The sequence below is a fragment of the Microbacterium sp. SORGH_AS_0505 genome (genome assembly GCF_030818715.1).
Taxonomy (GTDB): domain Bacteria; phylum Actinomycetota; class Actinomycetes; order Actinomycetales; family Microbacteriaceae; genus Microbacterium.
This window is the reverse complement of the sequence record NZ_JAUTAT010000001.1, coordinates 113,399-127,424: the sequence shown is the minus strand read 5'-3', so window position 1 is coordinate 127,424 and position 14,026 is coordinate 113,399. Positions and strand designations below refer to the sequence as shown.

14 protein-coding genes and 1 pseudogene are annotated in these 14,026 nt (G+C 70.6%); 12 read left to right on the top strand and 3 right to left on the bottom strand.

Annotated features, from left to right (window positions below; all coding sequences use genetic code 11):
* The first annotated feature begins 8 nt into the window (after window positions 1–8).
* From QE428_RS00705 to rbfA, 3 genes are all read left to right on the top strand, one after another.
* Window positions 9–275, top strand: a complete 267-nt coding sequence (locus QE428_RS00705; RefSeq protein WP_307461997.1) for a YlxR family protein — start codon at window positions 9–11, stop codon at window positions 273–275.
* 92 nt (window positions 276–367) lie between these two features.
* On the top strand, window positions 368–3,106 hold the full coding sequence (gene infB / locus QE428_RS00700) for a translation initiation factor IF-2 (RefSeq protein ID WP_172824676.1): 2,739 nt from the start codon (window positions 368–370) through the stop codon (window positions 3,104–3,106).
* A gap of 136 nt (window positions 3,107–3,242) precedes the next feature.
* Window positions 3,243–3,677 carry a 30S ribosome-binding factor RbfA gene (gene rbfA, locus QE428_RS00695; RefSeq protein ID WP_307461991.1) on the top strand — a complete coding sequence of 145 codons (435 nt, stop codon included), beginning with the start codon at window positions 3,243–3,245 and terminating at the stop codon, window positions 3,675–3,677.
* A 19-nt stretch (window positions 3,678–3,696) separates the two neighbouring features.
* On the opposite strand, the gene QE428_RS00690 is transcribed toward rbfA, so the two are convergent.
* The gene (locus QE428_RS00690; RefSeq protein ID WP_307461988.1) at window positions 3,697–4,563 is read right to left on the bottom strand and encodes an A/G-specific adenine glycosylase; all 867 of its coding nucleotides are present in this window, start codon (window positions 4,561–4,563) and stop codon (window positions 3,697–3,699) included.
* 23 nt (window positions 4,564–4,586) lie between these two features.
* Here QE428_RS00690 and truB point away from each other — a divergent pair, with 23 nt between their 5' ends.
* From truB to QE428_RS00670, 4 genes and pseudogenes are all read left to right on the top strand, one after another.
* Window positions 4,587–5,483 (top strand): tRNA pseudouridine(55) synthase TruB, encoded by an 897-nt coding sequence (gene truB / locus QE428_RS00685; protein WP_307461985.1) that lies wholly within the window; start codon window positions 4,587–4,589, stop codon window positions 5,481–5,483.
* The gene (locus tag QE428_RS00680; protein WP_307461982.1) at window positions 5,480–5,848 is read left to right on the top strand and encodes a hypothetical protein; all 369 of its coding nucleotides are present in this window, start codon (window positions 5,480–5,482) and stop codon (window positions 5,846–5,848) included. Before truB ends, QE428_RS00680 begins: the two co-directional genes overlap by 4 nt.
* A gap of 58 nt (window positions 5,849–5,906) precedes the next feature.
* The gene (locus tag QE428_RS00675) at window positions 5,907–6,371 is read left to right on the top strand and encodes a hypothetical protein (protein WP_307461977.1); all 465 of its coding nucleotides are present in this window, start codon (window positions 5,907–5,909) and stop codon (window positions 6,369–6,371) included.
* Window positions 6,368–7,328 (top strand): annotated as a pseudogene (locus QE428_RS00670) (bifunctional riboflavin kinase/FAD synthetase). Before QE428_RS00675 ends, QE428_RS00670 begins: the two are co-directional and overlap by 4 nt.
* A 30-nt stretch (window positions 7,329–7,358) precedes the next feature.
* Here QE428_RS00670 and deoC read toward each other — a convergent pair.
* Complete coding sequence (gene deoC / locus QE428_RS00665; protein WP_307461974.1) at window positions 7,359–8,069, bottom strand: deoxyribose-phosphate aldolase; 711 nt, start codon at window positions 8,067–8,069, stop codon at window positions 7,359–7,361.
* A gap of 231 nt (window positions 8,070–8,300) precedes the next feature.
* Between deoC and QE428_RS00660 the strand changes: the two genes are divergently transcribed.
* The 3 genes from QE428_RS00660 to QE428_RS00650 all read left to right on the top strand — a co-directional run bounded on the left by QE428_RS00660 (window position 8,301) and on the right by QE428_RS00650 (window position 12,542).
* Window positions 8,301–10,457 (top strand): DEAD/DEAH box helicase, encoded by a 2,157-nt coding sequence (locus QE428_RS00660; protein ID WP_133400067.1) that lies wholly within the window; start codon window positions 8,301–8,303, stop codon window positions 10,455–10,457.
* A 93-nt stretch (window positions 10,458–10,550) separates the two neighbouring features.
* Window positions 10,551–11,579 carry a 6-phosphofructokinase gene (locus QE428_RS00655; RefSeq protein ID WP_091355422.1) on the top strand — a complete coding sequence of 343 codons (1,029 nt, stop codon included), beginning with the start codon at window positions 10,551–10,553 and terminating at the stop codon, window positions 11,577–11,579.
* 9 nt (window positions 11,580–11,588) lie between these two features.
* Window positions 11,589–12,542, top strand: a complete 954-nt coding sequence (locus tag QE428_RS00650) for a DMT family transporter (RefSeq protein WP_307461970.1) — start codon at window positions 11,589–11,591, stop codon at window positions 12,540–12,542.
* 13 nt (window positions 12,543–12,555) lie between these two features.
* Here QE428_RS00650 and msrB read toward each other — a convergent pair whose 3' ends face one another.
* The gene (gene msrB, locus QE428_RS00645) at window positions 12,556–12,966 is read right to left on the bottom strand and encodes a peptide-methionine (R)-S-oxide reductase MsrB (protein WP_091355415.1); all 411 of its coding nucleotides are present in this window, start codon (window positions 12,964–12,966) and stop codon (window positions 12,556–12,558) included.
* An 88-nt stretch (window positions 12,967–13,054) separates the two neighbouring features.
* On the opposite strand from msrB, the gene QE428_RS00640 reads away from it, so the two are divergent.
* Both QE428_RS00640 and QE428_RS00635 read left to right on the top strand, forming a co-directional pair.
* Window positions 13,055–13,315, top strand: coding sequence for a DUF3263 domain-containing protein (locus QE428_RS00640; RefSeq protein ID WP_091355412.1), 261 nt, complete (start codon window positions 13,055–13,057; stop codon window positions 13,313–13,315).
* A gap of 9 nt (window positions 13,316–13,324) precedes the next feature.
* Window positions 13,325–13,957 (top strand): LytR C-terminal domain-containing protein, encoded by a 633-nt coding sequence (locus tag QE428_RS00635; protein WP_307461967.1) that lies wholly within the window; start codon window positions 13,325–13,327, stop codon window positions 13,955–13,957.
* Window positions 13,958–14,026: the final 69 nt, after the last annotated feature.

Here is a 14,026-nt window from a genome sequence, read left to right as displayed (position 1 = left end):
GCGGTAGGATGGAACCTGTTCGAACGTGTGTGGGATGCCGCACGCGTGCCCCCCGGTCCTCGTTGCTCCGCATCGTGGCCAGGGACGGCGCCCTCGTCATCGACGAGAAGGCCGTCCTCCCGGGTCGGGGCGCGTGGGTGCATGACACCGACCGTTGCGTGAGCACAGCTCTCCAGCGTCGCGCGTTCGGACGAGCACTACGGGCATCCACTCCGCTGGAGACAGCGGCACTGGATGCGCGGACCACCAGAGAATCCCTCCAGCGAAACGGCTGAACGGCTATGGACACAAAGTGAACGGCTCGAAATGAGACCCGTCCGCGAATGACGGTCCGCCCTGTCCGGGGCGGGCCCCAGACAGGAGAATTGTGGCAAAACCACGCGTGCACGAGATCGCTTCCGAGCTCGGCGTCGACAGTAAAGTCGCCCTCGCGAAGCTGAAGGAGCTCGGCGAATTCGTCAAGAGCCCTTCGTCCACCATCGAGCCCCCCGTGGCTCGCAAGCTCCGCGCCGCCCTCGAGGCGGAAGGCGTGAAGGCACCTGCCGCCGCGCCCGCGAAGCCCGCCGCCAAGGCACCGGCATCCGGCGCAACACCCGGACCCCGCCCGTCGGCACCCAAGCCCGCTCCGGCTCCTGAGCCGGCGGCCCCCGAGGCTCCCGCTCAGCCTGCAGCGGAGAAGCCCGCCGCAGCGGCGCCGTCGGCCGCACCCGAATCGGGCGCTCCGAAGCCCGGCGCTCCCGCACCTGCGGCCACGCCCGGCAAGCCCGGCGCTCAGCCGCCGCGTCCCGGTGGCGCGCCGCGCCCCGGCAACAACCCGTTCGCCAGCTCGCAGGGCATGGGGCAGCGTCCCGCCGGCCCCCGTCCGGGTAACAACCCGTTCGCGTCGGCTCAGGGCATGGGTCAGCGGCCCAACCCCGGCAACATCCCGCGTCCCCAGGCTCCGCGTCCCGGTGCCCCTCGCCCCGGCGCTCCGCGTCCCGGCGGTGCGGGTCGTCCCGGTGGCGGTCGTCCCGGCGCACCCTTCCAGCAGCGTCCCGGCGGCCCCGGCCGTCCCGGCGGCGCCGGTGGCTTCGGCGCCGCGCGGCCGGGCGCTCCGGCCGGCGGTTTCGCCGGTCGTCCCGGTGGCGGCGGTGGCCGCGGTCGTGGCCCCGGTGGTGGTACCGCAGGTGCCTTCGGTAAGGGTGGCGGCAAGTCCAAGCAGCGCAAGTCGCGTCGGGCGAAGCGGCAGGAATTCGAGATGCGGTCGGCGCCGGTCGTCGGCGGCGTCAACGTCTCCAAGGGCAACGGCGAGATCATCCGCCTGCGTCGCGGTGCGTCGATCTCGGACTTCGCCGACAAGCTCGAGGCCCTGCGCGGGTACAACGTCCAGCCCGGCACCCTCGTGACGATCCTCTTCAACCTCGGCGAGATGGCCACGGCCACCGAGTCGCTGGATGAGGCGACGTTCGAGATCCTCGGTGAGGAGCTCGGCTACAAGATCCAGATGGTGTCTCCCGAGGACGAGGACAAAGAGCTCCTCGAGGGCTTCGGTCTCGACCTCGAGGCCGAGCTGGAGGCGGAGAGCGAGGACGACCTCGAGATCCGTCCTCCCGTGGTCACCGTCATGGGCCACGTCGACCACGGTAAGACGCGACTGCTCGACGCGATCCGTCAGACCAACGTCGTCGCCGGTGAAGCGGGTGGCATCACCCAGCACATCGGTGCCTACCAGGTGTGGACCGAGCACGAGGGCATCGAGCGTGCGATCACCTTCATCGACACCCCGGGTCACGAGGCGTTCACCGCCATGCGTGCCCGTGGTGCGCAGGTGACCGACCTCGCGATCCTCGTGGTCGCGGCCGACGACGGCATCATGCCGCAGACGGTCGAGGCGCTGAACCACGCTCAGGCGGCGAATGTCCCGATCGTGGTCGCGGTCAACAAGGTCGACAAGCCCGACGCGAACCCCGCGAAGGTCCGTCAGCAGCTCACCGAGTACGGTCTGGTCGCCGAGGAGTACGGCGGCGACGTCATGTTCGTCGACGTGTCGGCTCGCCAGGGCACCAACATCCAGGAACTGCTGGATGCCGTCCTCCTCACCGCCGACGCGGGTCTGGACCTCACGGCCAACCCGAACAAGGCGGCCCGTGGTGTCGCGATCGAAGCGAAGCTCGACAAGGGTCGCGGTTCGGTCGCCACGGTGCTGATCCAGTCCGGAACGCTCCGCGTCGGTGACGCGATCGTCGCAGGCACGGCCTACGGCCGCGTCCGCGCCATGATCGACGAGAACGGCGATGCCGTGGACGAGGCCTACCCGTCGCGCCCCGTGCAGGTGCAGGGTCTGAACTCCGTGCCCCGCGCCGGTGATGTCTTCATCGTCACCGAAGAGGACCGCATGGCCCGCCAGATCGCTGAGAAGCGCGAAGCGGTCGAGCGCAACGCCCAGCTGGCCAAGGCCCGCAAGCGCATCTCGCTCGAGGACTTCACCCGCGCTCTCGAAGAGGGCAAGGTCGAGTCGCTCAACCTCATCATCAAGGGTGACGTCTCGGGTGCCGTCGAGGCCCTCGAGGAATCGCTCCTCAAGATCGAGGTCGACGACAGCGTCCAGCTGCGCATCATCCACCGCGGTGTGGGTGCCGTCACCGAGTCGGACATCAACCTGGCGACGATCGACAACGCGATCGTCATCGGCTTCAACGTCCGACCCGACACGAAGGCCCGCGAGCGTGCCGCCCGCGAGGGTGTGGACGTCCGGTTCTACTCGGTCATCTACAACGCGATCGACGACGTCGAGCAGTCCCTCCAGGGCATGCTCAAGCCGGAGTTCGAAGAGGTCCAGTCGGGTGTCGCCGAGATCCGCGAGGTGTTCCGCTCCTCGAAGTTCGGCAACATCGCCGGTGTCATCGTCCGTTCGGGAACGATCACGCGAAACGCCAAGGCGCGGGTCATCCGCGACGGCGTCGTGCTCGCCGACGGCCTGGCCATCGAGTCGCTGCGCCGCTTCAAGGACGACGTCACCGAGGTCCGTACGGACTTCGAGGCCGGTATCGGTCTCGGCAAGTACAACGACATCCAGATCGGTGACGAGATCGAGACGACCGAAATGGTGGAGAAGCCGCGCGGCTGATCCTCAGGTTGCTACGGACTCGGATGTCCGTCCTCGGCAAGAGCGGGGCCCTACCCCGATTGCCTCGGACGGACATCCGAGTCCTCCGCAGTTTCCGGCCCGCCGTATCGCGGGCCGGGTAGAGAAGGAGAAGGACATGGCCGGAGAACGGCAGGCACGGCTGGCGGACCGCATCCGCGTGCTCATCGCGGAGCGCCTCGAGAAGGGGCTGCGCGACCCGCGGCTCGGATTCGTCACGATCACCGACGTCCGCGTCACGGGCGACCTGCAGCACGCGTCCGTCTTCTACACGGTCTACGGCGACGACGACGCGCGCACCGATTCGGCCGCTGCCCTCAAGGCGGCGACGGGGATGCTGCGCAGCGAAGTCGGGCGTCAGCTCGGCACGCGTCTGACGCCGACCCTGGAGTTCATCCTCGATGCGCTCCCCGAGAACGCCGGACACATCGAGGAGCTCCTGCGCGAGGCGCGCGAGCGCGACGCGCAGGTCGCGGGGATCGCGGCATCCGGCACCTACGCCGGTGACGAGGACCCGTACGTGAAGCCCCGCGAAGAGGGCGACGAGGACTGACGTCCCCGCCTGTCGCGCTCTAGCGCGGCAGCTGCAGCATCCCGTCGGCGGCCTCGACCAGGCCGTCGGTGATGAGTGAGTCGATGGCCCGGTCCCGCTGCTGCGGGTCGGGCCATTCGGCGATCACGGCGGCGGCAGGCGCGACGTGACCGTCGGCATCCCGCAGCACCTTCATGACGGCGCCGCGCGCCTGCCGGTCGCTGCCCTCGTAGCGCGCCTGCTTTCTGCGGTCGTCGCCCGTGTCGGGGTATCCGGCGGCGCGCCAGGCGCACATCTCCGCCAGGGGGCACGCCTCGCATCGCGGCGCCCGTGCGGTGCAGACGACGGCGCCGAGCTCCATCGCGGCCGCGTTGACGACCGCGGCGTCCTCGTCGTCCTCGGGGAGTATCGCGGCCATCGCGGCGAGGTCGGCCTTCGCCGGAGGTCCCGGCTGCGAGCGTCCCTCGACGGCGCGCGCGAGGACGCGTCGCGTGTTCGTGTCGACGACGGGATGCCGGTCGCCGAACGCGAACACCGCCACCGCTCGGGCGGTGTAGTCGCCGATCCCGGTGAGCGCGAGCAGGGCGTCGACGTCGCGGGGGACGACCCCGTGGTGCCGGTCGCGGATCTCCGTCGCCGCGCGGTGCAGCCAGAGGGCGCGTCGCGGGTAGCCGAGGTTCGCCCAGAGGCGAACCGCGTCGGCCGGGGGAGCGGCGGCGAGGTCGGCCGGTGTCGGCCAGCGTGCGAGCCACTCCTCGAGGCGGGGGACCACCCGGGCGACGGGCGTCTGCTGCAGCATGAACTCGCTCACGAGGGTGCCCCAGGCGCCGAACCCCTCGCGTCGCCACGGCAGGTCCCGGGCGTTCTCGCGGTACCACGCGATCAGCGGTGAGGCGAGGTCGGGCACCGCTCCAGCCTAGGCTGGAAGCCATGCACCAGAGTCAGGCGAGCGGCGGGATCCTCCTCGTCGACAAGCCCGGGGGCGTCACGAGTCACGACATCGTGGCCCGCGCCCGTCGCGCGCTGAACACCCGCAAGATCGGCCACGCCGGCACCCTCGACCCCATGGCCACGGGCCTGCTCGTCCTCGGGATCGGGCATTCCACGCGCCTGCTCACCTACGTGGTCGGCCTCGACAAGACGTACGAGGCCACGATTCGCCTCGGCGTCACGACGGACTCCGACGACGCCGACGGCGTCGAGACCTCGCGGACGGATGCCGGTGGTGTCGCCGACGACGCGATCCGCCGCGGCATCCGGTCCCTGACCGGACCCATGGCGCAGGTGCCGAGCACCGTGTCGGCGATCAAGGTCGGCGGGCGCCGCGCCTACGACCTGGCGCGCGCGGGGGAGCAGGTCGAGCTGAAGGCGCGAGACGTCGTCGTGAGCCGGTTCGAGGTGCGGGAGATCCGCCGCGGCGACGGCGTCATCGACGTCGACGTCATCGTGGACTGCTCGAGCGGCACCTACATCCGGGCGCTCGCGCGGGACCTCGGCGCGGACCTCGGCGTCGGCGGCCACCTGACCGCCCTGCGCCGCACGCGCGTCGGCCCGTTCGACGTCGCCGATGCCGTCGCGGAACTCACCGCCGAGGTGCCGTTGAAGGATGCCGCCGAGGTCGCGGCATCCCTTCTCGGCGCGTTCCCCGTCACGGCCGACGAGGCGCGAGACCTGCGACACGGCAAGCGTCTGCTGGGTGCGGCGGTGCGCCTCGAGGCGGAGACGCCCGCCGCCATCGCGCCGGACGGCGCCCTCGTCGGCATCGTCGGACGCCGCGGGGTCGACGTGAAGAGCCTCATGAACATGCCCGAGGAGCAGCAGCCGTGATCGCCTGGTTCACCGTCGCCGTCATCGCCGTCGCCTGCGCGGCCGGGCTCCTGTGCACCGTCCTGGGTCTCGCGGGTCGACGACCGAGCGACCTGTCGGTCGGGACGCAGGCGCTCATCCTCGTGCTGCTCATCGTGCAGGTTGTGATCTCGATCATCGCGCCCTTCGCCGGCAACCCGCCGTCGGGCGACCTGCTCGAGTTCTGGGTCTACCTCGTGTCTGCCGTTCTGATCCCGCCGGCCGCCGTGATCTGGGCCCTCATCGAGCGGAGCCGGTGGAGCACCGTGGTGATGGGCGTCGCGGCGTTCGCGATCGCGATCATGGTGTGGCGCATGAACGTGATCTGGACCATCCAGGTCGCCTGATCCGCTCACCCGGGTGAGCGGCGAGCTGAGCTCGCGCCGGTCGTAGGATTGAGGTGCCATGCCTGAGACCGTGCCGACCTCGACCGCTTCGTCGGCCGCATCCACCCCGCCCCCTCGTCGGATGACCGGTGTCGGCCGGGTCCTCGTCGTGGTCTACGCGATCATGGCGCTCGGAGCCACGGGGCGTTCCTTCGTCCAGATCGTCCGCGAGTTCGACGATGCGCCGCTCGCCTACTCGCTGTCGGCGCTGTCGGCGCTCGTCTACATCCTCGCGACCCTGGCTCTCATCTTCAGCGCATCGGAGCGCTGGTACCGCGTCGCGTGGGCGGCGATCGTGTTCGAGCTCGTCGGCGTCCTCGTCGTCGGCACGCTCTCGTTGACCCATCCCGAGCTCTTCGACCACCCGACGGTGTGGTCCGGCTACGGCATCGGATACGTGCTGATCCCGCTCGTGCTGCCGTTCCTCGGCCTCTGGTGGCTCATCGCGCACCGCCGGCGCCGCCAAACGGCGGTGTCGGCATGATCGTCTTCCGCGACCCGGCCGAGATCCCCGACGGGTTCGGTCCGAGTGTCGTCGCGATCGGCAAGTTCGACGGCGTCCACTCCGGTCACCGCGCCGTCATCGACCGGGCGCGTGTGACCGCGACGGATGCTGGGGCTCGCGTCGTCGCGGTCACGTTCGATCGCAACCCCCTGAGCCTCCTGCGGCCCGAGATCTGCCCCGAGTCGCTCGTGAGCGTCGAGCAGAAGATCGCCCTCCTCCGTGACGCCGGGGTCGACGCCGTCCTCGTGCTCCGTTTCGACGAGGCCCTCGCGGCTCTCGCCCCCGAGACGTTCGTCGAGCGGATCCTCGTGGACGCCTTGGGAGCGGTCCGGGTCATGGTCGGTGCGGACTTCCGCTTCGGTCGCGGCGGAGCCGGCACGCCGGAGTTCCTCGTGGACTCCGGCCGATTCCACGGCTTCACCGTCGACATCGTCGGCGACGTCCAGGGCGGCGGTCGCCGCGTGTCGTCGACGTGGGTGCGCGAGCTGCTCGCCGGGGGCCAGGTCGAGGACGCCGCCCGGTTGCTGGGCCCGCCCGCACGCCGTGCGAGCCGAGGTGGTCCACGGACTCAAGCGCGGTCGGGAGCTCGGTTACCCGACGGCGAATCTCGCCACCGACGCCGAGGGGTTCATCCCCGCCGACGGCGTCTACGCCGGCTGGCTGGTCGATGAAGGGACGGATGCCGGTGGCTACGCGCCCGCGACCCGGTACCCCGCCGCGATCTCGATCGGCACGAACCCCACGTTCGACGACGTCCCCGTCCGGCAGGTCGAGGCCTACGTCCTCGACGAGACGGGCCTCGATCTCTACGGACACATCGTTCAGGTGCAGTTCGTCGCGCGTGTCCGCGGCATGGTGGCCTTCGAGGGCATCGAGAAGCTGATCGCGCAGATGGATGCCGACGTCACGGATGTGCGCAGGGCGCTCCGGTCCTGAGGCTGCACCCTCCGCGCGGAGCCCGCAGGCTCAGTACGAGGTGTCGTCGACGGCGCCGGTCGCCGAAGCCCCGGCATCCACTCGTCGTGCCTCGCCGAGGATGACGGCGCTGCCGCTCGTGCCGAGCCGCGTGGCACCGGCCTCGAGCATGGCGAGGGCGTCGGCGTAGCTGCGGACGCCGCCCGAGGCCTTCACCTCGACGCCCGCACCGACCGTGCGACGCATGAGCTCGACGTGGGGGACCGTCGCCCCGCCGCCGGCGAACCCGGTGGAGGTCTTCACGAAGTGCGCGCCGCCGGCCTCGGTGAGGCGGCTGCCGCGCTCGATCTGCTCGTCGTCCAGGAGCGCCGTCTCGAGGATGACCTTGGTGACGCGACCGTCGGCCGCCGCGACGACCGCCCGGATGTCGCTGACGACGACGTCGTCGAACCCGGAACGGAGGGCGGCGATGTTGACGACCATGTCGACCTCCGCGGCGCCGTCGGCGAGGGCCTGACGGGTCTCGGCGACCTTCGCCGCCGTCGACGTGGTGCCGTGCGGGAAGCCGATGACGGTGCCGACCGCAACGCCCGTACCCGCGAGACGCTCGACGGCGTGCGGGATGTCGCTCGGCCGCACGCAGACACTGAAGACGCCCCACTCGGCCGCGATGTGGAGCTCGGCGTCGACGTCTGCCCGGGTGAGCTCGGGCTTCAGGATCGCGTGGTCGATGGCGGCGGCGAGTTCGCGTTCGGTGGGCATGACACCCAAGCGTACGCGCCCGGATAGGACGCGACGTGTCGCGGGCCCCGGACGCGCTAGACTGGGGGCGAAGGAACCTTCCGTCGCCGCAGCTCGCAGAAGCGAGTGCCCGCAGCCGGGGGATCCGGGGAACACATTCTCACCGCGGCCGTACCGTCGCGGTCCCGTAAGAACGTCGTCATCCATCGACGGCGATCGCCGGCATCCGCCGGTGTCACGCTCAGGAGGAGCATGCCGACCACGGCAGCCACCGCCCCCAAGACCGCCGCTCGGCGTCGTCGGGGATCATCGTCGCGTCGAGACGACGAGGCACCCCTCATCCCGATCCTCGCCCGCAAGGTGCGCGAGGTCGAGGCCAAGGCGCAGCGTGGGAAGCTGGGGCCGACCAACCGGGTGAAGTTCCAGGTCATCGCCTTCCTCGTCCGCGAGGAGCGCGCCCGCGTCAAGGCGGCGACCGACATCGCCGACGGTGCCCGCGCCGAGCTGCTCAAGCGCCTCGACGGCGTCGCGACGATCCTCGCCAAGACCGCCGCCCGCGACACGTCGCTCATCCAGCTGCTCGAGGTCGACCAGGCGACGTCGCCGGTCGCCCGCCGCATGCGGCGCGACTGGCTCATCGAGTCGGGCGCCGACCTGCCCGAGGACGAGCTGATCATCACCGACGCGAAGCCCGCGCAGGCCCCCGTGGTCCCCGAGGGTGTCGCCGACCGCCAGGTCGTGCCGCCGCAGGTCGAGGCGCGCAAGGAGTCGAACCCGTTCCTGGCGCCCGACGTCGCGATGCGTGTCGCCGGTCCCACACCGCGCCGCCGCCTCGACGGGTGGGAGCTCATGGGCCCCCTCTACAAGGCGTTCGAGACGGGCGCCGGCGGCGGTGCCGCCTCGATGGACCTGCCCCCGGTTCCCGAGTTCGACCGGCTGTCGCCCAAGAACCTCGAGGTCATGCCGCACCAGTCCCGGTTCCTCGAAGCCGTCCGCGCGGGGCACCGCAGCTTCCTGCTCGCCGACGAGCCGGGTCTCGGCAAGACGGCGCAGTCGGTGCTCGCGGCATCCGTCGCCGACGCCTTCCCGCTCCTAGTCGTCGTCCCCAACGTCGTGAAGATGAACTGGGCCCGCGAGGTCGAGCGGTGGACGCCGCAGCGTCGCGCCACCGTCATCCAGGGCGACGGCGAGACGATGGACGCCTTCGCCGACGTGTTCATCGTCAACTACGAGATCCTCGATCGTCACCTCGCCTGGCTCAGCTCCATCGGGCTGAAGGGCATGGTCGTCGACGAGGCGCACTTCATCAAGAACCTGACCTCGCAGCGTTCCCGGAACGTGCTCGCGCTCGCTTCGCGGATCCGCGAGCAGGTGCGCGATCCGCTCCTGCTGGCGCTCACCGGTACGCCGCTCATCAACGACGTCGAGGACTTCGACGCCATCTGGCGCTTCCTCGGCTGGACCAACGGCGAGAAGCCGGGACCCGAGCTGATGGCGCGCCTCGACGAGACCGGCCTCACCCCCGCCGATAAGGCGTTCTACCCCGAGGCGCGTTCCGCCGTGATCTCGATGGGCATCGTCCGCCGCAAGAAGAAGGACGTGGCCGCCGACCTGCCCGACAAGCTCGTCGCCGACCTCCCCGTCGAGCTCGACGACGAGTACGGCCGGTCGATCCGCGCCGCCGAGCGCGAGCTGGGCGAGCGCCTCGCCGCGAAGTACCGTCGCATCATCGAGGCACGCGGCGACCGCGTGCTGCGGGGCGAGGCGGACGAGGACATCGTGCGCCTGGTCGCCCACGGCGAACTCGAAGAGGCGAAGGCCGCCGGCAGCGGCTCCGAGAACGTCTTCACCATGGTGCGCCGCATCGGTCAGGCCAAGGCGCAGCTCGCCGCCGACTACGCCGTGCAGCTGCAGCGTTCGGTCGGCAAGGTCGTGTTCTTCGCCAAGCACATCGACGTGATGGATGCCGCCGAGGCGCACTTCGCGTCGGCCGGCCTTCGCACGGTCTCGATCCGCGGCGACCAGACGACGCCCGTGCGCCAGCAGGCGATCGACGCCTTCAACGGCGACCCGGACGTCGCGATCGCGGTGTGTTCGCTGACCGCGGCCGGTGTCGGGCTGAACCTGCAGGCGGCGTCGAACGTCGTCCTCGCCGAGCTCAGCTGGACGGCCGCCGAGCAGACGCAGGCGATCGACCGCGTGCACCGCATCGGTCAGGACGAGCCGGTCACCGCGTGGCGCATCATCGCCGCGCACACGATCGACACGAAGATCGCCGAGCTCATCGACAGCAAGCAGGGGCTCGCGCAGCGCGCGCTCGACGGCGAGGCCGTCGATCCGACCTCGAGCGACTCGGTGCAGCTGTCGGCGCTGATGCATCTGCTCCGGCAGGCCCTCGGCGCGGCCTGACGCCGCTCCGCTGGCAGGGGATGCCGCCGCGACGCTAGTGTCGTGGAGGCAGCGTCGCCCCCAGCATCAACCCGAATCACCTAAGGACCACCCATGAAGATCGGTATCCTCACGAGCGGCGGCGACTGTCCTGGACTGAACGCCGTCATCCGGGGCATCGTGCTGAAGGGCACGACGACCTACGACATCGAGTTCGTGGGCATCCGCGACGGGTGGCGCGGTGTGGTCGACGGGGACTTCTTCCCCCTGACCCGTCACGAGGTGAAGGGCCTGTCGAAGGTCGGCGGCACGATCCTCGGCACGAGCCGGACGAACCCCTACGAGGGGCCGCGCGGCGGCGCCGAGAACATCTCCAAGACGATGTACGGCCACCGTCTCGACGGCATCGTCGCGATCGGCGGTGAAGGCACGCTCGCAGCGGCCGACCGGCTGCACAAGGACGGCATCAACGTCCTCGGAGTGCCGAAGACGATCGACAACGACCTCCAGGCCACCGACTACTCCTTCGGCTTCGATACGGCCGTCAACATCGCCACCGAGGCCATGGACCGGCTGCGGACGACGGGCGACTCGCATCAGCGCTGCATGGTCGCCGAGGTCATGGGACGTCACGTCGGCTGGATCGCCCTGCACTCGGGCATCGCCGCCGGTGCGCACGTCATCTGCATCCCCGAAGTGCCCATGTCGATCGACGACGTCGCCGAGCAGGTCACCAAAGCGCATGACCGTGGCCGCGCGCCGCTGGTCGTCGTGTCGGAGGGCTTCAAGCTCACCGGCATGGAGGAGGCCTACAGCGACAAGGGTCTCGACGCGTTCAACCGGCCGCGCCTGGGCGGCATCGGCGAGCTCCTCGCGCCCGAGATCGAGCGCATCACGGGCATCGAGACCCGCTCGACGGTGCTCGGTCACATCCAGCGCGGCGGATCGCCCTCGGGCTTCGACCGCGTCCTCGCGACGCGTCTCGGCCTGCACGCCGCCGACGCCATCGTCGACGGCGCCTGGGGTCAGATGGTCGCCATGCAGGGGACCGAGATCGTCCGCGTCCCCTTCGCGGAGGCGCTCGGGTCGCTGCACACGGTGCCCCTGCACCGCTATGAAGAAGCCGCCGCGCTGTTCGGCTGAGCCGGCCGCGTGACGACAGCGAGTCCCTCACCCCCGGCATCCGTCGCTCCCGCCCTTCTCGCAGCGGTGTCCGTCGGTGTCCTCACCGCCGTCCAGGCCCGCATCAACGGGCAGCTCGGCGTGCGTCTCGAGCACGCGATGGCAGCGGCCGTCGTCTCGTTCGCGAGCGGACTGGTGCTGATCGCGCTCATCAGCGCATTGACCCCCGCCGGGCGGCGCGGCGCCGTCACCCTGGCGCACGGCATCCGGGAGCACACGATTCCCTGGTGGATGCTGGTGGGCGGCGCAGCCGGCGCATTCACGGTTGGGACCCAGAGCTTCGCCGTCGGGATCGTGGGGGTCTCGCTGTTCACCGTCGGGATCGTGGCCGGGCAGACTGTGGGCGGACTCGTGTTCGACCGGATCGGCTTCGGCCCGGGAGGGGTCGTCGCCGTCACGGTGCCGCGGCTGGTCGGGGGAGCGCTCGCGCTCGCCGCCGTGGCCGTCATGTTGATCGCCGGTGACGGCCTGGCGGACGTTCCGGTCTGGATGGTGATCCTGCCCGTGTTCGTCGGCGTCGGACTCGCCTGGCAGCAGGCCACGAACGGCCGGCTGCGAGCCCGCGTCGGGACGCCTTTGACGGCGACCCTCGTCAACTTCATCGTCGGCACCGTCATCCTCACGGTGCTCGCCGTCATCGTCACGCTCGTCAGCGGACCACCCGCGACGCCCCCGGGGGAGCCGTGGCTCTACCTCGGAGGCGTCTTGGGCGTCACCTACATCGTGATGTCCGCCGCGATCGTGGCGCGGACGGGGGTGCTGCTGTTCGGCCTGGCGGCCGTCTCGGGTCAGCTCGTCGCCTCGCTGGCCCTCGACGCCCTCTGGCCCGCGCCTGCCGGTCCTGGACTCCTCGTCGAGGCGATCACCGTCGTGATCGGCCTCGCGTCGGTGTCCGTCGCCGCCTTCTGGCGCGTGCGGCGCTGATCGCCGCGGTCGATCAGGCCTCGTCACCCTTCGGGGTGAACGAGAGCGACAGCGAGTTCATGCAGTACCGGTCGCCGGTCGGGGTGCCGAACCCGTCGGGGAACACGTGCCCCAGGTGCGATCCGCAGTTGGCGCAGCGCACCTCGGTGCGGACCATGCCGTGGCTGTTGTCCTCGATCAGCTCGACCGCCTCGGGGCGGACCGACTCGTAGAAGCTCGGCCACCCGCAGTGCGAGTCGAACTTCGTGCCGCTCTGGAACAGCTCCGACCCGCAGGCGGCGCAGGTGTAGAACCCGGCACGATCCTCATCGAGGAGTTCGCCGGTCCACGCGCGCTCCGTTCCGGACTGACGCAGGACGGCGTACTGCTCGGGCGTCAGCTCCTCGCGCCACTGCTCATCGGTCTTCTCCACGCGATAGCTCATGTGTTTCTTCCTTCCCTCGTCCTATTCAACCGGACGAACCGCCCGGATGTTCCGTGGTGTCGCCCGGTGACGGTCGTACGGTGGGGGAGTGCCCCTCGCCGACCGTGACCGCGACATCCTCGACTTCGAGGCGCGGTGGCACGGTCACTCGGGTGCGAAGGAGGAGGCTGTGCGGGCCGAGCTGTCGCTGACGCCCGCGCGGTACTACCAGCTCCTCGGTCGCATCCTCGAGTCCGCGGATGCCGTCGCCCACGATCCGGTGCTCGTCCACCGGCTCCGGCGGCTCCAGGCGGCGCAGGAGCGCGAGCGGCGCAGCCGCGCCGGAATCCTCCCGGCCTCGGCCCGGTAGGATCCTCGGGTGCCGTCTCCGACTTCCCCGACCGAGCCTGAGCAGCCCGCCCCGACGGATCCTTCCGCTTCGCAGGGCCGGTCCGCCACCACGGATCGCTTCGACGACCTCCCCGCCGGTTCCGCACGCGTGGGCGCGCATCGCGCCGAGGCGCCGCGCCTGCGCGTGGGGGTGATCGTGCTGTGGTCCGTCGTCGCGACGGTGGCGATCGTGGCCGCAGGTGTGTTCGGCACCCTGTACGCCACCGGGCGGTTCGACGCCGCTCCGGTGCCAGCCTCCACCGGCACGGCCGCTGTCGTCGCGCCCCGCGTCGACACCTCCTACCAGGTGCTCGTTCTGAACGCGACGGCGGAGAACGGACTCGGGGCCAAGGTGCGCGACGACGTCGTCGCTGCAGGATGGGATGCCGCGGACGTCGAGGCGAGCAACGCGAGCTCGAACGACTTCCCGACGACGACGGTCTACTACGGTACGGCGACCGACGAGGCCGCCGCCCGAGGGCTCGCGGACGCCATCGGTGGAGCGGACGTCTCCCTCGATGACACGTACCAGGTGGTGGCGCCGCCCGAGACGACGGATGCCGGCGGGACCAGCCGACCGCAGCTGGTGATCGTCGTGGGGCTCGATTTCGGCTCGGAGTGAGCCCCGCGCGACGCGATGTGTTTCGCCGTCGTAAACACTTCGGTGCACGGGTGTCAACAAAGCGTGGAA